We start from the raw sequence: 20,907 nt of genomic DNA, 5'->3' as shown, positions 1-20,907 counted from the left end.
ACTGCGGATATTAATCTCTGGCGTGCTGGTGTTCGTAATAATCGATACGCTCTACTTTCGATGCAGAGCCGCCGCCTTCATATTCGGATTCAAGCCATGCCTGAATAATTTTTTTGCCCAGCTCCGGGCCAATCACGCGAGCCCCAAGGGTAATAATCTGCGCATTATTACTTTTGCGCGCCCGTTCGGCGGAGAAGGTATCGTGGCACTGGGCTGCACGAACACCCGGCACTTTATTCGCCACAATGCTCATCCCAATACCGGTGCCGCAAATTAAAATGCCGCGATCGTGCTCGCCCTGCTTAATCGACATCGCCACCGCATGGGCAACGTCCGGATAGACCGTACTGCCCTGGCGTTTATCGCTGCTGTAATCCGCGACGTTAATTCCCTGCCCATTCAGATAAGCGACGATAGCGTCGCGGAAAGCATAGGCGGCATCATCCGCACCAATAGCGATTGTTTTCATGGTAGTTTCCTTAATTTAACAGTACGTCTTAATTCAGATTTTATAGAAAGAAATTCGGTCGCCAGTTTGGATATATTGTGGTGCTTTGCCACAAAGATGTACCGTCCCTGGTAATTCAGCAGTTATAGCGCCATCAAAATTTAATGTAATATGACCAAGCTGTTTTAAATTTGCCGTTGCAACACTGCCCACCGCAGTCACCCGATAAATAGTCTCATTTATTTTCATTATCTGCCCGGGTGACAGTTCAGCCGTCAGCTCACTGCCCTGGTGTACGGCGCAATACATCGCAATATCGTCAGAAACGGAATCTGAGAATAAAATCAGTTTCTGCTCCAGCAGGTAGTTTTCGACATATTCCCCAACAGCCGTGATAAGTAATGAATACAACGGCACGGTCATATTATTTGTTTCCTTTTGCGGCATGAGAAGATAATGCCACCTTCTCTTCACTCTCTTCTTTTTTTACCGGTTCAACGGCCGGGGCTCGCTTTTTCAGGCGTTTATCGAACCAGGCCACCAGAATCGGTGCGGTGATCATGGTGATAATGCTTGCCGTCGCCAGCTGTGCGGTGGCGGCATCAACGTACATCGCCAAAGAAGGGTCAGCCTGAGCCACCATCGCCGGGGTCAGCGCCGAACTGGCGGCAGTCGTCCCCAACGCGGCACCCAGCGCAGTTTTCTTCTTCAGAAACAAGTTGTAGATAAAGTAGAACACAATGCCGGTTATCGCGGAGATAATACCCAGTAAGATCCCGGACAAACCGGCGGTAAAGACCGTATTGATACTGGAGTTTGCGCCGATAGCAAACGACATAATAATGATGATCAGCGGTTGAGCGGCGGCGCACAGCTGCTTGAAGCGCTCATCAAGGTTGCCCCACAGCATGCCAATCAGCAAAGGGATCAGCATCGACAGCAGCGCGGCGAACGGGATATTAGCCAACCCGCTGACGCCCAGTACCATCATGGTCACGAACGGACCATCTTTGACGCAGAAGACGGAAATAGCTCCGGCATCGCTGGCATCGCCGTAGTTGCTGCACAGCGCGATATACAGCGAGCTATTGGAGCTGGTTAAGCAGGCAATCAGCGCCAGCGTCGAGATGCCAAGAAAACCATTAGGGCCAAACATCGCCCCAGCGGCCCATACGGCCAGCGCACCGGCAAGGCATTTAAGGAACAACAGCACCGCGCCTTTATAGAGTGGCAGCCCGGCCTGGCGGATATTAATCGATGTGCCACAAATAAGCAGAAAAATGCCCATCATCGCGCTGGAACCGACTTTAAATAATGCGGTCGTCGGGCCGCCGATGCCCAGAACTTCAGGAGCAAAGGTATTAATAAGAATCGCCGCGAGCAACGGTATAATAATTAAACCGCCTGGCACCTTATTCATTTTCTCAAGTATATTTATGTTCATAGGGTAACTCATAAATTATGATTTAACAGAGATAACGACGCAATACTACCCGTACGACCATTACGCCGTTTTTTAGTTATATGACTTTTGGGTTATTGCTGTGATTCTTTATAAATTCTATCGACAATGGTACTAATAATATCCTCCGGCCCGGTTAAACCTCCTTTGCCGACGCAAATCAACCCGGCATAATCGCCCCCGATAATACGCACCATATCGGTTTGCGGTATCACATAGTCAATCATTTCAATACCGGTAGCACCGAGTTCCTTCAGCACATTCACCATGGTGTCACCGCCGGTCATATACAGACCTTTAATTTCACCCGATGCGCAGTTAAGCACTTCACGCACGATACTCCCCAATCCCTGGTTAATATTTTCCGCAGCCTGACCGTGCGCCAGGCCAAATCGCTGCTCTTCTTCCTGAAGATTCAATAACCGTCCGGTTAACGCAGATTCAAAAACAAACAGCGCGTTCTGCTGTGCCGGTACGCACTGCCGCGCATGCTGAACCACGCGATTGACTTCGATCTCAGCGGCATTTTTCTTGTCGACCAGCAGCTCGGCATCGACTGGGATATGGCAAACCCTTTCATCATTGGCGATCAGATGCTGGAGTTGCCTTTTGGTCACCGGCGTTGCGCTCCCGGCGACGACCAGGATCGAGCCGCGCGGGTTTTCCGCTGCCGCGGTCGTTGACGCGCTGTTGCGCGCTTCCCGCATCAGGCCGCGACGCACCGCCAGCCGCTCGGTAAATGGACCCGGATCGACCGCCAGCACGTTCCAGTTCAGCGAAACCACCGCCCCGGCAATCGCGTCGACATCCTCAACCGTAATCGCATCGACCACGATGACCCGCACACCGCGCTGCTGCTGTTCCTGGAGATCCTGCTGAATCTGCCCCTCGCCTTTCATCACCGAAGCCAGCGCGATATGCCCGACCTGATGATGGGTTTGCGCCGCCAACAGCCCCGGAACCCACGACTCGGTCACCGGAGTACGCACATCGCGAGCCACATCGGTACGCGAGAGCGCAACGGAGTCAATCACCGAGTAGCCGCCAACCAGAATACGGCGCGACTGCGGCATCGCGGGGACCACTACGGCAACCGTTTCCAGCGGCAGCTGTTCCAGCATAGCGTCGATTTCAAAACCAATACCGCCGCGCAGAGTGGTATCAATACGTTTGGTAAAGTAGTGCGCCCCACGCGCCTGCAGCTGCTTCACCGCGGCGCTAACCTGATGCTGAGCTTCCGCTTTCGGCAGTGGACGGCTGTCGCTACTAACCACCATCGCCGGATACTCTACTTCGTTGCGGGCGAAAGATTCGGTATCGAAAAAGGCGGCGGTTTTCAAGCCGCTGCGCGCCAGCAGTACCCCAACGGTGGTCGCACCGGTCAGGTCGTCGGCGACGATGCCCAGCTTACCGCCTTCTCCTTGCGGCCAGACCATTTCGATACAGGCTGGCGTGACGCCGGAAACGTATATTCCTTCGTGAATAAACTCCGCCAGCGGGCCGCTTTTGCCGGTTGGATGCAGGTTAATCGTCGGAATACCGCGTTTGGGATAGAGACCGCAGCGCAGCGTGCCGCCGCAGTCGATAACCATCAGACCAATTTCCTCTTCCGGCGGCTCGCCGTTTTTAAAGACATCAACGGACGGCCAGCCGGTAAGCTCGCTCAGGCGTTCAACTACCGGGGGACAAATCCCCCCGGTAATATAAGCAATCTTTTTCGCCTGGCTAATATTAATGGTCAGCGGCCCACCCCAGCCCTTACTGCCCTTGCTAATCAACAGATGTTTTTCCATTTCTCTGCCCTTTTGCTTCGCATGAACGTCAGCGATTAGTGGTTTTTCATTTTCCAGTAGCGCGCCGCAGCCATGGTGGATTCCAGCATGCTGACGGTGCCCGCTTTACCCGTGCCTGCAATGTCAAACGCCGTCCCGTGATCGACAGAGCTACGCATAAACGGCAAACCGAACGTGATGGTCACGGAACGTTCAAAATCGAGGGTTTTACAGGCGATATGCCCCTGATCGTGATAAAGAGAGAGGATGGCGTCATAGCGGCCCAGCTTGCCAAGATGGAAAACGGAATCTGCCGGTACCGGGCCGATGGCGTTAATGCCCATGTCCTGCGCCGCTTTAACCGCCGGGATCAGGTTATCGGCTTCTTCATGACCAAACAGACCGTTATCTGAACCGTGCGGATTCAGTGCGGCCACCGCAATGCGCGGGTTCTGGATATTCAGCGCAGTGAACTCATGGTGGATTTGCTGTACGCAAGCCAGCACGCGCTCTTTATTGGCGTAATCGCAGGCATCTTTCAGCGCCATATGGCGGCTGACAAAAAACACGCGCAGATTGTGGACGTGGAACATCGTCAGGCCGTAATCCGAATTGGTTTCAACCTGATAGATTTCGGTATGGCCCGGTAATTTACATCCCGCCAGCTTGATAGCTTCTTTATGAATGGGCGCGGTAGAGACCACATCGATCAGGCCCGCTTTGCCCAGCTCGATAGATTTCAGGACATAGTCCAGCGACATTTGTCCCGCCAGCTTCTGTACTTTCCCCCATTCAATACTCTCGCAGTCGTAATCACCGGTTTCCAGGACATCCAGCGTACCCCAGCTAAAGCGAGCTTCCTGCGGATGGGTAATTTTGTTTATCGGGAAATCACATCCCATGATCTTCATCGCTCTGGCGATAATAGGCACTGAACCAATTAAAAAAGGTTTGCACTCGTCGTAGACGCTTTTTTCCATCATCGTCGCGACTGAAATCTCTGGGCCAATTCCAGCAGGATCGCCAATGGTAAGTGCGACAACGGGTTTTTTCTCTTGTGACATCGTGGACCTCTCGTAGTGGAAATCAGTTTTTGTTCATATGTTCAATGATGAATCATATGGTCAGAACATTACCTGATGATTGAGAGGTTATTAGTGATTTAGATCACATAAAAAAATCCATAGATTTATTTTATAAAAAAATGTGATCTAACATATGTTCACATAGTGATAAAAAGTTCAATCTCACTACTACGCGAACTCACTTTCACTACAATCTATTGATTTATCTATTATGGAGAATAAAAATGGAACAAATCTGGTTAGGAACCAGCTGGAAAATGAACAAGCCGTTGTCTCAGGCCATGGCCTGGTGTGAAACGCTGACAGAGCGGCTACCGGAGGTTTTACATCCGAAAATTCAGCCGTTTGTTATCCCTCCCTTTACCGCTATTCATCCGGTTAGTCAGTATCTCCAGCAGCACCAAATCCCTTGTCTGACCGGGGCACAGAACATGCATGAAGCGGAAAACGGCGCCTGGACAGGTGAAATTTCCGCCGCCATGCTGGCTGAAACCGGCGCAACCCTGGTCGAACTTGGCCATTCTGAACGCCGGGGCGCATTTAATGAAACCGATGCCGCCATTAACCAAAAGGTGCATAGCGCCCTGCGCCACGGTTTGCGGCCGCTTATCTGCATTGGCGACAGCGCCGACGAGAAGCGCTGGCAGGTATCGCGAGAAACCGTGGTACGACAGATGAAAATCGCCCTGTATGGTTTGAGCGAAGAACAGGTTTTACAAACTCTGGTCGCCTACGAGCCGGTATGGGCCATTGGCGAACACGGTACCCCAGCGACGCCGGAACAGGCCGCAGAGATCCACCGGGCACTGCGCCAGGCGTTATGCGAAACCTTTGGCACAGAGGCCGGGCAGCGCATTCCCCTGTTGTACGGCGGTAGCGTCAATCGGCAAAATGCCGTAGAACTACTCCTTCAGGATGATATCAATGGGCTGTTTATTGGTCGTTCGGCATGGGATGCCAACGGCTATTGCGACATTGTTCAACGCGTTACAGAGGAATTTATTCTTCAGGCGCAGTAGTATTAAGGAGACATCAAAGATGGAAACACCAGGCGATAACTATGACTGAACAAGACTCAGATTATGCGCTGCTGACAGAAATTGCCGTGGCTTATTACGATCAGGAACAAACCCAGGAAGAGATTGCAAAGCGCTTTGGTATCTCGCGCATTAAGGTCGGTCGTTTGCTGAAGAAAGCCCGTCACGAAGGGATTGTCGAGATCAGCGTGAAATATCATCCGGTCTTCAGCTCGCAGATAGAGCAGCAGTTTATTTCTCATTTCGGGATCAAACGTGCGCTTATCGCCTTAGACCATCATGACGAGGATGAACAGCGCCAGCAGGTGGCGGCGCTGGTCAGCAACTATCTGGCCGGGATCCTCAAAAATGATATGACCGTGACCGTTGGCCAGGGGCGCAACGTCGCCGCCGTCGCTAACCACGTGGGGATTTTCCCGGAACGCAACTGTCGCTTTATTTGCGGTATCGGCGGAACCAAGCGCGATAACCAGCTGATCGATGCCGATCACATCAGTCGAAACCTGGCGCGCAAATTTAACGGCTTTAGCGAAACGCTGTACGCTCCAGCCTACGTCGAAACCCCGGAATTGCGTTCTGCGTTTATGCAAAACCGGCTGATTAAAGCGACGCTCGAACAGGCCAGCAAGGCGGATGTTGCCATTATTGGCCTCGGCGATATGAACGAAAACAGCTTTATGGTGCAGCTGGGCTGGTTCTCACCGCAGGAGATAGCCACCGCTCGTCAGGAACAGGGCGTGGTGGGCGATCTCGCGGGCTATAGCTTTTTCAATATTCAGGGCACGCCGGTTGATACGGTAATGAATGATCGGGTTATTGGCCTAAGCCTTGAACAACTGCGCACCATCCCCTGCGTGATTGCTATTGCTTCGGAAAGCACTAAATCAACGGCCATTCTTGGCGCGCTGCGCACCGGCGTAATAGATGTGCTGGCTACCAGCGCATCAAATGCCCGGGCAGTGATTAATATGCAGAAAGCGTTATAAAAAAGGGCGCCGCGGCGCCCTTAAGCAATAATCGCACTCCCCGGAGTGCGGCGCTACCCGACAACGCAAGCCCTGTAGCCCTCCCCGCCCCGGGGCTAACAAAACCATTATGGCTGCAACTCGACGAATATCAGGAAGCAAAGAGAAGGGTTACAGCATCCTCAACGCCACTGTTGCCATTCGGGAAAACAGAAAGCCGGACCGGTTAAATAGACCTCTGCTTAAACGTATATCTACGTGCCGATTGAGGATGCTGTAAATTTTATGCGCTGACCTCACGCTCGAAGATAGTCATCATATTATCCCAGGCATCTCCCACGTCTTCCGCCAGAGAAAATAGCCCGGATGTGCCGACGATAAAGACATCAACGCCTGTTTGAGCTATCACTCCGAAGGTCTTCTCATTGCAGGAGCCATCGATCTCCGTCAGATAATGCCAGCCGTTCTCTTCGCGCATGGCAATCAGCTGTTTAATCTTATTCAGCGATTCCGGGATAAATTTCTGCCCGGCATAACCCGGATCCACCGACATCACCGTCACTTTATCGAGCAGATGCGCGTACTCTTTAATAGCTTCCGCTGGCGTCGCCGGGTTCAGCACCACGCCACAGCGGCGGCCTGCATCTTTAATCTGGTTCAGTAAACGAAAGATTTTGTTATTCGCCGTCTCAGGATGGAAGCTGATAATGTCCGCCCCTGCCTCAAGACACATCGGAATAATATCTTCCGGGTGGTTCACCATCAAATGCACATCAACAGGCACATCGGTTATCTTTTTCAGATTCTCGATAAAGAACGGCGACAGCGTGATGTTTCTGACGTAGTTGCCGTCCATAATGTCGACGTGATAGAAGTCCGCTCTGCCGTTCATCGCTGTAATCTGCTCTCTGAACTGGGTTAAATCCATGCACATCAACGAGGGCGAAAATTTAGCTGCCATACCCCACCTCCAAAAAAATCAATTAATTAAACCAGGCCACAACGTGTCCGAGCACGATGCCGACCACGCCGAAATCCGCATCACCGAAGGTGGTGGATGCAAAGCCCAGGTCGCCCATCAGCGGCAGAAGAATGGCCGGTAAGAAAGAAATCAGTAAACCTTGCGCAAACGCGCCAGCGATGGCGCCACGGCGACCGCCGCAGATATTGCCGTACACGCCCGCCGTTGCGCCGCAGAAGAAATGCGGGACCAGACCGGGAACTATTACGCTCAGGCCAAACAGCGGGCACAGGAACATGCTTACCAGACCGGCGGCAAAGCTTGATAAGAAGCCAACGATGACCGCATTCGGCGCGAACGGGAATACCGTTGGGCAATCGAGCGCCGGTTTAGCGTCCTTAACCAGTTTATCGGCGATACCTTTAAAGGCTGGGACGATTTCGGCGATCACCATGCGCACACCCGCAAGAATGATCCATACCCCGGCGGCAAAGGTCAGCGACTGAATAATGGCGAAGATAATGAAGTTCTGACCACCGCTGATGCTGGTTTCAACAAACGATTTCCCTGCCACCAGAACCAGAATCAGGAACAGAATCATCATGGTCAGCGAGATGGCTACCGATGAGTCACGCAGGAAGTTCAGCGATTTAGGAACCTTCAGTTCTTCAATCGACGGACTGCCCTTGCCTACCGCTTTGCCGACCAGCGCCGACAGCAGATAGCCAGTGGAGCCAAAGTGGCCCAGCGCCAGATCGTCAGTCCCGGTAATTTTGCGGGTAAACGGTTGCAGGATTGCCGGAGAAACCACCATCATTGCGCCGAGGATCACCGCGCCGAGCGCAACAACCCAGAAAGGAGACAGACCGCCAACGGAAAGGATTACCGCCAGCATCGCCGACATATACAATGTGTGGTGACCGGTCAAAAAGATATATTTCAGCGGGGTAATGCGTGCCAGCACGATGTTAAACAGCATCCCCAGCACCATAATCATCGCGGTCGCCGTACCGTAGTTCTTCTGCGCCAGCGCGGCCATCGCATCGGTGTTGGGCACCACGCCCTGAATATGGAATGAGTGTTCAAACAGCTGGCTGAAGGTTGTTAACGTGGTGGCGATAATCGCCGCACCGGATGTTAATATCACGAAACCCATAATCGTTTTTAGGGTTCCGGAAATAACATCAGAAATAGCTTTTTTCTGTAATAACAAACCGATTAAAGAAAAAAGACCGACCAGTATCGCTGGTGTGCCAAGCACATCATGAATAATAAACTGCAGCATAGAATGACTCCGTAGGGCCGCAAGGAATTAATTAAAGGTTATCAACCAGGATTTCTTTAATTTTGTTATTATCCAGCAGATTATTTAAACCAAAGACCTGAGCGGAATGTCCGGACAGATGCTCAGCAATATCTTTAGCGCTCAAAATAATATCTGCAGATTCGCTTTTTGCCGAGGTGAGATCGGTATGTGATACCTCCGCCTCTTTGCCTAGCTCGGCAATGATTTTTTTGACATTCATTTCTACAATGAAGCTACTGCCTAAACCATTACCGCAAACAATCAGAATTTTTTTCATGACCAACCTCATTATTCATTGATAACACTGTTAATTTCTTCAATCGTCGATGCATTAAGCAGACTTTCCAGACGTGTCTCATCGCAGAAAATTTCCGCCAGGGCGGTTATCATGCGGATGTGCTCATCACCAGAAACTGCGCATAGCATAATCACGACATAGATAGGATCGTTTTCATCAGCATCAAAAGAAACACCCTCTTTAATATGCAGTAAAGATAATCCAATTTTTTTAGCACCCTGCTCCGGACGAGCATGAGGCATTGCCAGACCGGGAGCCAGAACATAATACGGGCCTAATTCCTCATGACTACGAAAAATAGCTTCAATATAATGTTCATTAATTGATTCATCAGCTAACAGTGGCTGCGCAGAAATAGCCACGGCCTGTTTCCAGTCGCTAACGCTATCCACTATTTGAATCTTCTTTTCTGTTAACCAGGTAGAAATCATAAATCCCTCGCTCTATTTCAATATGGGCCTACTATAGTGGAATACTTTCGTGGCTTACCGTGATCTGCATCTCAAAGTTAGCGCTAACACGATAAAATGTTAAAATACTTGTTACCGCTAACTTTGTTAACCATACGGATGGTGACTGTAGGAATGAGCATTAGTAGTGCCCTGGTCGCCCGCCATCATTTACAATAGGCCCGGGCGATTGGGTAAACAGGAGGAAATCAGTGCAGACGTTACAAGCGGATGACGGCGCAAAAGAAAAACGCAGAAAGAACACCGGCAAAATCACGCTGGCGGAAGTCGCAAAGCTGGTGGGCGTCAGTACCATGACCGTATCCCGCGCGTTACGCATGCCTGAAAAGGTCAACCCGGAACTACGCACGCGCATTGAGGCCGCAGTCAGCGAACTCGGCTATGTGCCCAATTTACAGGCGCGCAGCCTGGCCTCTGCTGATTCAACGCTGGTGATGGGCGTCGTCCCCTCATTTTCATCGCCCGGTGTTATCGCCGCCTCAGAAACGCTGCAAACCGTCCTCGCATCGCGAGGCTATACGATGATGTTTATCGAATCCGGCCAGGGCGGACAAAGCGAGGAAAAGGCCTTTCAGCAGATGTTGGCCTATAATCCGGCGGCGATCGTTCAATTCAATATCGATAACATCGATAGCTGTGCGCAGATGCTGATAAATGCTGGTATACCGGTGGTAGAAATCGGCGCGATTAACCACGAGACGACCGGCGTCAGCATTGGGGTGGACTACTCCGCCGCATTAAAAAAACTGGTCACTTCGCTGGCGCAGGCAGGCTATAAGAATCTCGGATTACTCTGTACGGCGTCGAACAACATGATGTTCAGGCAGGTATTGAGCGGCTGGAATAGCGGGATGCTTTCGATCAACTACTCTCCGCATCGGGTAGTGACGCCGCATTTACCTTCAGGGATCACCACCGGCTTCAATCTGTTGAACGATATTCGCATCACCTGGCCCGAACTGGATGCGCTGATCTGTACCTCAGACGAACTAGCCTGCGGCTGTATTATGGCCTGTCATAACGCGGGGATTAAGGTACCGGATACGCTGGCGCTGGCCAGCCTGAGCGGCGGTACGCTGGCGGCAGTCTGCTCACCTGCGTTAACTGCGGTAGAGTTTCCGTGGAGTGAAGCGGGTACGATTGCTGGTAAAACGCTGCTGGATTTGCTGGCAGGAAATACGCTGGAGAGCGCCATTGAGCTGCCCTCCAGCCTGAAAGTTCGCGCCAGCAGCAGAAAGCCGCAGCGTTAAAAACCCTTCAACAGCTTGTCGATAAACTCCGGGACGACTGCGCTTGCCAGGCCATAGTGTTTTTCAGCAAATTCACTGCCCACCTGGCTTGGCTCAAGGTTTAGCTCCACCGTATGCGCGCCCTGTAGCCGCGCTTCATGAACAAACCCTGCCGCCGGATAAACGTGCCCGGAGGTGCCGATGGCGATAAAAATATCGCACTCGGCCAGCGCCAGGTAGATTTCATCCATATCCAGCGGCATTTCACCAAACCACACGACATGCGGGCGCAGCGGCGCGGGGAACTGGCAGCAGTGGCATTTGTCTTCCGTCTTCACATCGCCGGTCCACTCCAGCACCTGCCCGCTCCACGAACAGCGCACTTTCAGCAGCTCACCGTGCATATGTATCACCCGATGATTACCCGCACGCTCGTGCAGGTTATCGATATTCTGAGTAACCAGCAGAAAATGATCACCCAAAGCTTCTTCCAGCCGCGCCAGCGCCTGATGCGCCGCATTGGGTACGATGCCCGGGCTTAGCAGCTGCCGACGACGGTCGTTGTAAAACGACTGCACCAGCTCTGGATTACGGGAGAAACCTTCCGGCGTCGCCACGTCTTCTACCCGGTGCTCTTCCCACAGGCCATCGGCGGCGCGGAAAGTTCTAATTCCCGACTCCGCCGAAATGCCCGCGCCGGTTAACACCACGACTCTTGGTTTTTCCATCGTCTCAGGGTTCTCCTTATCATCACCGAAGAAAATCCGCTGACGCAGACGGTCACGTAACCGACGTTTGTTGCGGCGAAATCGGCTTAATCGATGTAAGCGGCGCGACTGCATAGCTACCTCTGTAATTAATGAGTCAGATGAAGGAAGGCCGCACCGCGCATGCCTCCGGCATCACCATGACGCGCACGCTCAATGCGCGGCACGCTGGCGACAGGGAGCAGATGTCGCGGCAGACGCTGCGCCAGCCCTTCGGTTATTGCCGTAAAGTTAGACAATCCTCCGCCAAGCACCAGCAGATCCGGGTCAATAATGGTTAAAATATTGCCCAGACATACCGCCAGCAGATCGAGATAGCGCTCGACATGCTCCTGCGCTTTCGCATCGCCCTGCTGCCAGAGCGCAACGATTTCCGGCGAAGTTAAGGATTGTTGATAAAAATGTTCATACAGCCAGGCAAATCCACGACCGGAAAGGTAATTTTCGATGCAGCCAAGCTGACCACAACCGCAGCGGGTCAGCGGAAAATCACGGCCCACCACTTCCAGCGCATCCACCGGCAGGCGGATATGACCGAATTCACCGGTAATATAGCGATGTCCGGTAATCGATTTGCCGTTGAGCACCAGACCACCGCCGACGCCAGTGCCGAGGATCATCCCCATCACCAGCGGATACTGCGTAAACTCATCGTCCCACGCTTCGGAGAGCGCAAAACAGTTAGCGTCGTTATCAAGGCGCACGTCGCGCCCCAGACGTTCGCTCAGATCCGCCCGCAGTCGCCTGCCGCTGGCAGCGGGAACGTTGGCGGCATACAGCGTGCCGTCCTCTGTTTCCGGCATTCCCGGAATACCAATTCCCACAGAGCCCTTGCAGCCAAAACGCTGATCGGCTTCCTGAACCAGTTCTTCCACCGCCAGTAAAAAGGCCTCGTAGCTCTCTTTCGGCGTGGCGATGCGTTTTTCCCACTGCAATCGCCGCTCTTTATCAAATACGCCCAGCGCTATCTTGCTGCCGCCAATGTCAAATCCATAGTACATTTCAGCAATTCCTCTTGATGCATCGGCAAAGCCGATCATGACGATAAATTACTGGCCACTCAGCACCCTCGCCGGGTCAATGCGGCTGGCGCGGCGGGCGGGATACCAGCTGGCCAGCAAACTCAGCAACAGTGCTGTCACCAGCACGTAAACGACGTCCAGCCAGTGCAGTTCTGACGGCAGGAAGTCAATAAAATAGATGTCGCCGGAGAGGAATTTATGCCCGATCAGATCCTCAATCCCGTTAATAATCGAGGTCAGCTTGAACGCACAGATAACGCCAATCGCCACCCCAATCAGGCTCCCTACCGAACCGGCAAGTAAACCATACCATACGAAAATCGCGCGGATCAGGCCGTCTTTTGCGCCAAGCGTGCGCAACACCGCAATATCGCCGCTTTTATCCTTCACCGCCATCACCAGCGTCGAGACGATGTTAAAGCAGGCCACGCCGATCACCAGCACCATCGCCAGATACATAATGGCGCGGATCATCTGAATGTCGCGATACATATAGCCGTAGGTGCCAATCCAGCTCTTGATATAAACGTAGCTGTTGGTCACTTCACCCGCGTCGCGCACCAGGGTATTCGCATGAAACACATCGTTCACTTTAAGCGCGATACCGGTCACGCTGCTGCCCATATCCAGATACTGCTGCGCATCCTGCATTGGGATCATGGCAAAACTATGATCGAGCTGACCGCTGAGCTGCAAAATGCCAGTGACGTGAAGCCTGACGCGCTTGGGTTGCAACAGTTGGTGATCGGCATCGGAGTTAGGGATCATGATCGAGACCCAATCGCCCTGCTTAACGTGCAGCGCGTCGGCAACGCCCTTACCGAGGATCACCTGCTGCTCACCGGCCTTGAAGCTGGCCCAGGCGTTATTCTGCACAAACGTTGGCAATGAGCTGAGACGACTCTCCTGCTGCGGGTCGACGCCTTTCACCTGAATCGCCCGCATATTGCTACCGCTCTCCACCAGCCCGGTGAAGTTAATATAGGGCGCGGCGGCAACGATGCCTTTGACCTTTTCAACCTTCGTCAGCGCATCGTTCCAGTTGTTCCACGGCTGGTTTACCGGCTCAATTTCACCATGTGGGACCACCGCCAGAATGCGGTTATTGAGTTCGCGCTCAAAGCCGTTCATCGCGCTCAGGCCGACGATCAATACCGCCACGCCCAGCGCAATGCCGATGGTTGAGATAACCGAAATCAGCGACACCATCCCGCCGCGCCGCCGCCCGCGGCTAAAACGCAGGGCAATCAATAACGATAACGGAGAAGCCATTACTCGGCCCCCATCAGGGAGAGTTCAGCGGTCAAGTGCCCATCGCGCATCTCCAGCTGGCGGTTCATGCGTTTTGCCAGCTGCAGGTCATGGGTGACCACCAGAAATGCAGTGCGCTGGGCCACGTTCAGCTCACCGAGAAGCTGGAAAATGCTGTCGGCGTTGCGGGCATCGAGGTTACCGGTAGGCTCATCCGCCAGCACCAGACGCGGTTTATTGACCAGCGCACGGGCAATCGCTACGCGCTGACGCTCGCCGCCGGAAAGCTCCGAAGGCCGGTGGTCGCTACGGTGCTCAAGCCCAACTGCGCGCAGCATCGCTTTGGCCTGGCGTTCGATATCCGCCGCCTTCTGTTTACCAATCAGCAGCGGCATCGCTACGTTTTCCAGGGCGGTGAAATCCGGCAGCAGGTGGTGGAATTGATAAATAAAGCCCAGCTCGCGGTTACGCAGGTCGGCACGAGCTGCGGCAGAAAGCTGGCTCATCGATTGACCTGAAAAAATAACGTCGCCGGAGGTCGGCGTATCCAGCCCACCCAGCAGATGCAGCAGCGTACTCTTGCCGGAACCGGAGGTACCGACAATCGCCATCATCTCGCCCTCTTCAATGCTGAAGCTGACATCGTGCAATACGTCGGTTTGCACGGTGCCTTCCTGATAGCGTTTGCACAGGTTGTCGCATTGCAGCAGGATCTTATTCATAACGTAAAGCCTCAGCGGGTTGAGTGGCGGCAGCGCGCCATGAAGGATACAACGTAGAGAGTAATGCCAGCACCATCGCCACCAGGGCGATGGAAATCACCTGCAACGGCTCAATGGCTACCGGCAGCGCGGCGCCATCAAGGAACGCGCCGATAATCGGCATTAAATTATTCAGTTGGCTGGCGAGCAGTGCGCCCAGCCCGGCCCCCAGCAGCGCACCGACAATCCCGGCGCTGGCCCCCTGGACCATAAAGACCAGCATGATTTGCCGCGGCGTGAGCCCGAGGGTCTGCAAAATTGCCACCTCGCCCTGTTTCTCCATCACCATCATCCCCAGAGAGGTGATGATATTGAAGGCGGCGACGGCGATGATCAGGCTCAGCAGCAGGCCCATCATATTTTTTTCCATCCGCACGGCCTGGAACAGCTCGCCTTTACGCTCGCGCCAGTCCTGCCATTTAGTGCCTTCCGGCAGCGTTTGTTGACTGAGAGTATCGACCTGCAAAGGCTGGCTCAGCCACAGACGCCAGCCGGTAATATTGCCCAGCGGGTAGCGCATCAGGCGAGAAGCATCGTCAATGTTGGTCAACATCTGATAGCCATCGACTTCACTGCTGGCGGCAAAGGTGCCGATCACGTTAAACAGACGCTGACTGGGAACCCGCCCCATCGGAGTGAACTGGCTGGCGGAGGGGACCATCACGCGGATCTGATCGCCGCGATTAACCCCCAGTTGTCCGGCCAACTGCTCGCCGATAATCACGTTGTATTTTCCAGGTTGCAGATCGCTTTGCTTGACGTTAACCAGATATGGCGTCAGAGGATCTTTTTGCGCCGGGTCGATACCCAGTATTACGCCAACCGCCACGCTGCGGGCGCTTTGCAGCACCACATCGCCGGTCGTCAGCGGCGCAATCCGGGTAACACCCTGTAATTTTACCGCGCTTTCCGGCAGCTTTTGCGGATCGATGGACCCTTGCTGGGCGCTAAGAATGGCCTGTGGCATCAGCCCCAGGATGTTGTTTTGCAGTTCGCGTTCAAAGCCGTTCATCACCGAAAGCACGGTAACCAGCGCCATTACGCCAAGCGTAATGCCAATGGTCGAGAGCCAGGAGACGAAACGACCGAAGCGGTCAGCTGCGCGCCCGCGCATATAGCGAAGGCCAATAAAGAGTGCGGCAGGTTGATACATGTAATCCATCTGATTGCTGAAGCCGATGCCCGAGTATATAAGCGATTATGGGCAGCGTAAATGTCTGAAACCTGACGATTTTATTAGCAAACCCATTAAAAACTCAATATAAACAGCCACATAGATAAGTAAGTCCTTATTTATCTTTACGCTTATCAGAGTCCGTTACATTTTTGCCCAAAACATGACATTTGCGATACGGGTTGGCGAATCCAGGTCGATCGCGGATAATCACACTATTGAATATCAGCGAGTTGCCCTCCATATCGGCAGAGCGAATCCCCAAGAGATTATGATACCGTCTATGCCTGAACAAAACCGATACTCTCTGCCGGTCAAAGCCGGCGATCAGCGCCAGCTTGGCGAACTTACCGGCGCGGCCTGCGCGACGCTGGTGGCGGAAATGGCCGAGCGTCACGCCGGACCGGTGATCCTTATCGCCCCGGACATGCAAAACGCTCTGCGGCTGAATGATGAAATCAGGCAGTTTACCGACAGCATGGTGGCAGGCCTGGCGGACTGGGAAACGCTCCCCTACGACAGCTTCTCGCCGCATCAGGATATTATCTCTTCCCGTCTCGCCACCCTTTATCAGCTTCCGACCATGGAACGCGGCGTGCTGATCGTTCCGGTCAGCACCCTGATGCAGCGCGTCTGCCCGCATAATTTCCTTCATGGTCATGCGCTGGTGATGAAAAAAGGCCAGCGTCTGTCGCGGGATGCGCTGCGCTCGCAGCTCGATAGCGCCGGTTATCGCCATGTCGATCAGGTGATGGAGCACGGTGAATACGCCACGCGCGGGGCGCTGCTTGACCTGTACCCCATGGGTAGCGAGCAGCCTTATCGCCTTGACTTTTTTGATGACGAAATCGACAGCCTGCGTCTGTTCGACGTCGACAGCCAGCGCACGCTGGAAGAAGTCGCCGCCATTAATTTGCTACCTGCGCATGAATTTCCGATTGACCAGGCCGCTATCGAACTCTTCCGCAGCCAATGGCGCGACCGCTTCGACGTGAAACGCGACGCCGAACATATTTACCAGCAGGTCAGTAAAGGCACGCTGCCGGCGGGGATCGAATACTGGCAGCCGCTGTTTTTTAACGAGCCGCTACCGCCGCTGTTCAGCTATTTCCCGGCCAAAACGCTGATTGTGAACACTGGCGATCTGGAGGCCAGCGCCGAACGATTCCAGAATGAAACCCGCGCCCGCTTTGAAAATCGCGGCGTCGACCCGATGCGCCCTCTTCTGCCACCTGAGATGCTATGGCTGCGTAGCGATGAGCTGTTTAGCGAGCTAAAAAAATGGCCGCGCGTGCAGCTTAAAACCGAGCGTCTGGCAGAGAAAGCCGCCAATACCAACCTTGGTTATCAGACATTACCCGAACTGGCAATTCAGGCGCAGAACAAAGCGCCGCTGGATAACCTGCGCCGCTTCCTTGAATCCTTCAGCGGGCCAGTGATTTTCTCTGTGGAAAGCGAAGGCCGTCGCGAAACGCTGGGCGAAATGCTGGCGCGAATTAAGGTGGCGCCGAAATATATTCAACGCCTTGAAGACGCTACCGGTAATGGCCGCTACCTGATGATCGGCGCGGCGGAACATGGTTTTATCGACAGCCAGCGTAATCTGGCGCTGATTTGCGAAAGTGACCTTCTGGGCGAACGCGTTGCCCGTCGCCGCCAGGATTCACGGCGCACCATTAACCCGGACACCTTGATCCGCAACCTGGCGGAGCTGCATATTGGCCAGCCGGTGGTGCATCTTGAGCATGGCGTAGGCCGCTACGCCGGAATGACCACCCTTGAAGCGGGCGGCATTAATGGCGAATACCTGATGCTGACCTACGCCAACGACGCCAAACTGTACGTGCCGGTGTCGTCGCTGCATCTGATTAGCCGCTACGCCGGTGGCGCGGAAGAGAACGCGCCGCTGCATAAACTGGGCGGCGACGTTTGGGCGCGCGCGCGGCAGAAAGCCGCCGAGAAGGTGCGTGATGTGGCCGCCGAGCTGCTGGATATTTACGCCCAGCGAGCAGCAAAAGCAGGCTACGCGTTTAAACATGATAAAGAGCAGTACCAGCTATTCTGCGACGGCTTCCCGTTCGAAACCACACCGGATCAAGCGCAGGCCATCAACGCCGTGTTAAGCGATATGTGCCAGCCGCTGGCAATGGACCGTCTGGTCTGTGGCGATGTGGGCTTTGGTAAAACTGAAGTCGCCATGCGCGCCGCTTTTCTGGCGGTTGAAAACCATAAGCAGGTGGCGGTGCTGGTGCCGACCACCCTGCTCGCCCAGCAGCACTTTGATAACTTCCGCGATCGCTTCGCCAACTGGCCGGTGCGCATCGAGATGCTCTCGCGTTTCAGAAGCGCCAAAGAACAGGCGCAGATCCTCGAACAGGTCGCTGAAGGGAAAGTCGACATACTTATCGGCACCCATAAGCTGCTGCAACCGGACGTTAAGCTGCGCGATCTTGGCCTGCTGATTGTCGATGAAGAGCACCGATTCGGCGTGCGCCACAAAGAGCGCATCAAGGCAATGCGCGCCGACGTCGATATCCTGACCCTGACCGCCACGCCGATTCCGCGAACCCTGAATATGGCGATGAGCGGAATGCGCGATCTGTCGATCATTGCCACGCCGCCGGCCCGCCGTCTGGCGGTCAAAACCTTTGTGCGCGAATATGATGCTCTGGTGGTACGTGAGGCTATCCTGCGCGAAGTGCTGCGCGGCGGCCAGGTTTACTATCTCTTTAATGATGTCGAAAACATCCAGAAAGCGGCAGACAAGCTGGCAGAGCTGGTACCGGAAGCACGTATCGCTATCGGCCACGGGCAGATGCGCGAGCGCGAGCTGGAGCGAGTGATGAATGATTTCCACCACCAGCGCTTTAACGTGCTGGTGTGCACCACCATCATCGAAACCGGGATCGACATTCCCACCGCCAACACCATTATTATCGAACGCGCCGACCACTTTGGTCTGGCGCAGCTGCACCAGCTGCGCGGTCGTGTTGGTCGTTCGCACCATCAGGCCTATGCCTGGCTGCTGACGCCGCATCCGAAAGCGATGACTACCGATGCGCAAAAACGCCTTGAGGCTATCGCGTCGCTGGAAGATCTCGGCGCCGGGTTCGCGCTGGCGACCCATGACCTCGAAATTCGCGGCGCGGGTGAACTACTGGGCGAAGATCAGAGCGGTTCGATGGAAACCATCGGCTTCTCGCTGTATATGGAGCTGCTGGAAAACGCCGTCGATGCGCTGAAAGCCGGGCGTGAACCCTCTCTGGAAGATCTCACCAGCCAGCAGACGGAAGTTGAGCTGCGGATGCCGTCACTGCTGCCGGACGACTTTATCCCGGACGTGAATACTCGCCTGTCGTTCTACAAGCGCATTGCCAGCGCGAAAAATGAAAACGAGCTGGAGGAGATCAAGGTTGAGCTTATCGATCGCTTCGGCCAACTGCCGGATCCGGCAAGAAACCTGCTCGATATCGCCCGTTTACGCCAGCAGGCGCAGAAGCTAGGGATCCGCAAACTGGAGAGCAACGAAAAAGGCGGTACCGTTGAGTTTAACGAGAAGAATCACGTTAACCCCATGTGGCTAATTGGTTTATTGCAGAAACAGCCTCAGCACTATCGACTTGATGGCCCGACGCGGCTGAAGTTTATGCAGGACCTTGCCGAGCGTAAAACGCGGATGGACTGGGTGCGTCAGTTTATGCGTCAACTGGAAGAAAACACCACCGCTTAGCGGTATTCGGGATACGGCCTGGACGCCGTATCCCGGCCCTCCAACATGCTCTGCAAAATTTACAAACATTTTGCAATCCCCCTGCACTTCCCAACACTCGCTACGCCATAATGCGCAAGACTTTACGTATAAAAATAACCACTTACATTATATGGAATTAGCGTGATGAAAAGCTTTTCGCGTATTTCAATTTGGTTGGGGATGATTGCCATCGCCGCCGCGCTGGCGCTACCCGCCCGCGCCAATACCTGGCCGCTGCCGCCTCCGGGCAGCCGGCTGGTTGGGCAAAATCAGTTTCACGTCGTCGAAAATAACGGCGGTTCCCTGGAAGCCATTGCCAAAAAGTACAATGTCGGTTTTCTGGCGCTGCTACAAGCGAACCCTGGCGTTGATCCTTACGTTCCGCGAGCGGGCAGCGTGCTGACAATTCCGCTACAAACCCTGTTACCTGAAGCGCCGCGCGAAGGGTTAGTCCTTAACCTTGCCGAGCTGCGCCTCTACTACTATCCGCCGGGTAAAAGCGAGGTCACCGTCTATCCTATCGGCATTGGTCAGTTGGGCGGCGATACCATTACGCCAACGATGGTCACTACCGTTTCCGACAAGCGCGCAAACCCGACCTGGACGCCGACGGCCAATATTCGCGCCCGCTATAAAGCAATGGGCATTGACCTGCCCGCCGTCATGCCTGCCGGGCCAGATAACCCGATGGGCCACCACGCCATTCGTCTGGCAGCCTACGGCGGCGTCTATCTGCTTCATGGCACTAACGCTGATTTCGGCATCGGTATGCGCGTCAGCTCCGGCTGCATCCGCCTGCGCGATGACGATATCAAAACGTTGTATAGCAAGATAACGCCGGGCACTAAGGTCACCATTATCAATACGCCGATTAAAGCCTCTGTCGAGCCGGACGGTACACGTCTGGTTGAAATTCACCAGCCGCTGTCCAAACACATTGATGACGATCCGCAGACGCTGCCTATTACGCTTAACGACAGCATGCAGGCCTTTAAGCAGACCCAGTTAACCGATGAGGATGTTATGGAGCGCGCAATGACGCTGCGTTCAGGTATGCCGGTTGACGTGACGCGTCACCATGGTGGCAGCACGCAATCGCTATAGCCTCCTGAAAACAGATATAAAAAAACCGCCTGACACAAACGTGC

At 54.0% G+C, this 20,907-nt stretch carries 19 protein-coding genes; 5 read left to right on the top strand and 14 right to left on the bottom strand.

All coding sequences use genetic code 11. The features are described 5' to 3' along the window. Window positions 1–10: 10 nt before the first annotated feature. From rpiB to pdxA, 5 genes are all read right to left on the bottom strand, one after another. Window positions 11–469: a ribose 5-phosphate isomerase B gene (rpiB, locus tag HV127_RS19040; protein WP_110277152.1), complete on the bottom strand. Its 459-nt coding sequence runs from the start codon at window positions 467–469 to the stop codon at window positions 11–13. A 33-nt stretch (window positions 470–502) separates the two neighbouring features. Continuing rightward, complete coding sequence (locus HV127_RS19035; protein ID WP_182237931.1) at window positions 503–871, bottom strand: PTS glucitol/sorbitol transporter subunit IIA; 369 nt, start codon at window positions 869–871, stop codon at window positions 503–505. A 1-nt stretch (window position 872) separates the two neighbouring features. Further along, window positions 873–1,892, bottom strand: coding sequence for a 2-keto-3-deoxygluconate permease (locus tag HV127_RS19030; protein WP_142461409.1), 1,020 nt, complete (start codon window positions 1,890–1,892; stop codon window positions 873–875). Window positions 1,893–1,984: 92 nt separating this feature from the next. After that, entirely contained in the window at window positions 1,985–3,703 is a 1,719-nt protein-coding gene (locus HV127_RS19025) for a four-carbon acid sugar kinase family protein (protein WP_182237929.1), read from the bottom strand. 35 nt (window positions 3,704–3,738) lie between these two features. After that, a complete protein-coding gene (gene pdxA, locus HV127_RS19020; protein ID WP_112216798.1) occupies window positions 3,739–4,746 on the bottom strand; it encodes a 4-hydroxythreonine-4-phosphate dehydrogenase PdxA in 1,008 nt (335 codons plus the stop codon). A 245-nt stretch (window positions 4,747–4,991) separates the two neighbouring features. Between pdxA and HV127_RS19015 the strand changes: the two genes are divergently transcribed. Continuing rightward, a complete protein-coding gene (locus tag HV127_RS19015) occupies window positions 4,992–5,786 on the top strand; it encodes a triose-phosphate isomerase (protein WP_182237927.1) in 795 nt (264 codons plus the stop codon). A gap of 41 nt (window positions 5,787–5,827) precedes the next feature. Then, complete coding sequence (locus HV127_RS19010; RefSeq protein WP_110277146.1) at window positions 5,828–6,790, top strand: sugar-binding transcriptional regulator; 963 nt, start codon at window positions 5,828–5,830, stop codon at window positions 6,788–6,790. Window positions 6,791–7,052: 262 nt separating this feature from the next. On the opposite strand, the gene alsE is transcribed toward HV127_RS19010, so the two are convergent. Genes alsE through HV127_RS18990 form a run of 4 tightly spaced genes read right to left on the bottom strand, consistent with a single transcriptional unit; the run spans window position 7,053 to window position 9,765 of the window. After that, window positions 7,053–7,730 (bottom strand): D-allulose 6-phosphate 3-epimerase, encoded by a 678-nt coding sequence (gene alsE / locus HV127_RS19005; RefSeq protein ID WP_182237924.1) that lies wholly within the window; start codon window positions 7,728–7,730, stop codon window positions 7,053–7,055. A gap of 22 nt (window positions 7,731–7,752) precedes the next feature. Next, a complete protein-coding gene (locus HV127_RS19000; RefSeq protein WP_182237922.1) occupies window positions 7,753–9,015 on the bottom strand; it encodes a PTS ascorbate transporter subunit IIC in 1,263 nt (420 codons plus the stop codon). A 31-nt stretch (window positions 9,016–9,046) separates the two neighbouring features. Next, complete coding sequence (locus HV127_RS18995) at window positions 9,047–9,313, bottom strand: PTS sugar transporter subunit IIB (protein ID WP_182237919.1); 267 nt, start codon at window positions 9,311–9,313, stop codon at window positions 9,047–9,049. Window positions 9,314–9,324: 11 nt separating this feature from the next. Further along, complete coding sequence (locus HV127_RS18990) at window positions 9,325–9,765, bottom strand: PTS sugar transporter subunit IIA (RefSeq protein ID WP_182237917.1); 441 nt, start codon at window positions 9,763–9,765, stop codon at window positions 9,325–9,327. Window positions 9,766–9,995: 230 nt separating this feature from the next. Between HV127_RS18990 and HV127_RS18985 the strand changes: the two genes are divergently transcribed. Beyond that, the gene (locus HV127_RS18985; protein ID WP_182237915.1) at window positions 9,996–11,054 is read left to right on the top strand and encodes a LacI family DNA-binding transcriptional regulator; all 1,059 of its coding nucleotides are present in this window, start codon (window positions 9,996–9,998) and stop codon (window positions 11,052–11,054) included. On the opposite strand, the gene cobB is transcribed toward HV127_RS18985, so the two are convergent. From cobB to lolC, 5 genes are read right to left on the bottom strand one after another with little or no spacing between them, the layout of a single operon-like run. After that, entirely contained in the window at window positions 11,051–11,875 is an 825-nt protein-coding gene (gene cobB / locus HV127_RS18980; RefSeq protein WP_182237913.1) for a Sir2 family NAD+-dependent deacetylase, read from the bottom strand. The two genes, HV127_RS18985 and cobB, sit on opposite strands and share 4 nt — an antisense overlap. Window positions 11,876–11,889: 14 nt before the next feature. Continuing rightward, a complete protein-coding gene (gene nagK / locus HV127_RS18975; RefSeq protein WP_182237911.1) occupies window positions 11,890–12,801 on the bottom strand; it encodes an N-acetylglucosamine kinase in 912 nt (303 codons plus the stop codon). A 48-nt stretch (window positions 12,802–12,849) separates the two neighbouring features. After that, window positions 12,850–14,094, bottom strand: a complete 1,245-nt coding sequence (gene lolE / locus HV127_RS18970; RefSeq protein ID WP_182237909.1) for a lipoprotein-releasing ABC transporter permease subunit LolE — start codon at window positions 14,092–14,094, stop codon at window positions 12,850–12,852. Then, window positions 14,094–14,795 carry a lipoprotein-releasing ABC transporter ATP-binding protein LolD gene (gene lolD, locus HV127_RS18965; protein WP_182237907.1) on the bottom strand — a complete coding sequence of 234 codons (702 nt, stop codon included), beginning with the start codon at window positions 14,793–14,795 and terminating at the stop codon, window positions 14,094–14,096. Before lolD ends, lolE begins: the two co-directional genes overlap by 1 nt. Then, window positions 14,788–15,987: a lipoprotein-releasing ABC transporter permease subunit LolC gene (gene lolC, locus HV127_RS18960; RefSeq protein ID WP_112216803.1), complete on the bottom strand. Its 1,200-nt coding sequence runs from the start codon at window positions 15,985–15,987 to the stop codon at window positions 14,788–14,790. The genes lolD and lolC overlap by 8 nt, the downstream gene beginning before the upstream one ends. Before the next feature lie 304 nt (window positions 15,988–16,291). Between lolC and mfd the strand changes: the two genes are divergently transcribed. Next, window positions 16,292–19,738 carry a transcription-repair coupling factor gene (gene mfd / locus HV127_RS18955; protein WP_182237905.1) on the top strand — a complete coding sequence of 1,149 codons (3,447 nt, stop codon included), beginning with the start codon at window positions 16,292–16,294 and terminating at the stop codon, window positions 19,736–19,738. A 165-nt stretch (window positions 19,739–19,903) separates the two neighbouring features. Further along, window positions 19,904–20,863, top strand: coding sequence for a L,D-transpeptidase family protein (locus HV127_RS18950; protein ID WP_182237902.1), 960 nt, complete (start codon window positions 19,904–19,906; stop codon window positions 20,861–20,863). Window positions 20,864–20,907: the final 44 nt, after the last annotated feature.

The organism is Klebsiella sp. RHBSTW-00215 (assembly GCF_014103785.1).
Taxonomy (GTDB): Bacteria; Pseudomonadota; Gammaproteobacteria; order Enterobacterales; family Enterobacteriaceae; genus Klebsiella.
This window is presented reverse-complemented; position numbering and strand designations above follow the sequence as displayed.

Bases quoted from the DNA above. Each gene is read 5' to 3' on its own strand.
- rpiB (WP_110277152.1), bottom strand. From the start codon at position 469: ATGAAAACAATCGCTATTGGTGCGGATGATGCCGCCTATGCTTTCCGC.
- HV127_RS19035 (WP_182237931.1), bottom strand. From the start codon at position 871: ATGACCGTGCCGTTGTATTCATTACTTATCACGGCTGTTGGGGAATAT.
- HV127_RS19030 (WP_142461409.1), bottom strand. From the start codon at position 1,892: ATGAACATAAATATACTTGAGAAAATGAATAAGGTGCCAGGCGGTTTA.
- HV127_RS19025 (WP_182237929.1), bottom strand. From the start codon at position 3,703: ATGGAAAAACATCTGTTGATTAGCAAGGGCAGTAAGGGCTGGGGTGGG.
- pdxA (WP_112216798.1), bottom strand. From the start codon at position 4,746: ATGTCACAAGAGAAAAAACCCGTTGTCGCACTTACCATTGGCGATCCT.
- HV127_RS19015 (WP_182237927.1), top strand. From the start codon at position 4,992: ATGGAACAAATCTGGTTAGGAACCAGCTGGAAAATGAACAAGCCGTTG.
- HV127_RS19010 (WP_110277146.1), top strand. From the start codon at position 5,828: ATGACTGAACAAGACTCAGATTATGCGCTGCTGACAGAAATTGCCGTG.
- alsE (WP_182237924.1), bottom strand. From the start codon at position 7,730: ATGGCAGCTAAATTTTCGCCCTCGTTGATGTGCATGGATTTAACCCAG.
- HV127_RS19000 (WP_182237922.1), bottom strand. From the start codon at position 9,015: ATGCTGCAGTTTATTATTCATGATGTGCTTGGCACACCAGCGATACTG.
- HV127_RS18995 (WP_182237919.1), bottom strand. From the start codon at position 9,313: ATGAAAAAAATTCTGATTGTTTGCGGTAATGGTTTAGGCAGTAGCTTC.
- HV127_RS18990 (WP_182237917.1), bottom strand. From the start codon at position 9,765: ATGATTTCTACCTGGTTAACAGAAAAGAAGATTCAAATAGTGGATAGC.
- cobB (WP_182237913.1), bottom strand. From the start codon at position 11,875: ATGCAGTCGCGCCGCTTACATCGATTAAGCCGATTTCGCCGCAACAAA.
- nagK (WP_182237911.1), bottom strand. From the start codon at position 12,801: ATGTACTATGGATTTGACATTGGCGGCAGCAAGATAGCGCTGGGCGTA.
- lolE (WP_182237909.1), bottom strand. From the start codon at position 14,094: ATGGCTTCTCCGTTATCGTTATTGATTGCCCTGCGTTTTAGCCGCGGG.
- lolD (WP_182237907.1), bottom strand. From the start codon at position 14,795: ATGAATAAGATCCTGCTGCAATGCGACAACCTGTGCAAACGCTATCAG.
- lolC (WP_112216803.1), bottom strand. From the start codon at position 15,987: ATGTATCAACCTGCCGCACTCTTTATTGGCCTTCGCTATATGCGCGGG.
- mfd (WP_182237905.1), top strand. From the start codon at position 16,292: ATGCCTGAACAAAACCGATACTCTCTGCCGGTCAAAGCCGGCGATCAG.
- HV127_RS18950 (WP_182237902.1), top strand. From the start codon at position 19,904: ATGAAAAGCTTTTCGCGTATTTCAATTTGGTTGGGGATGATTGCCATC.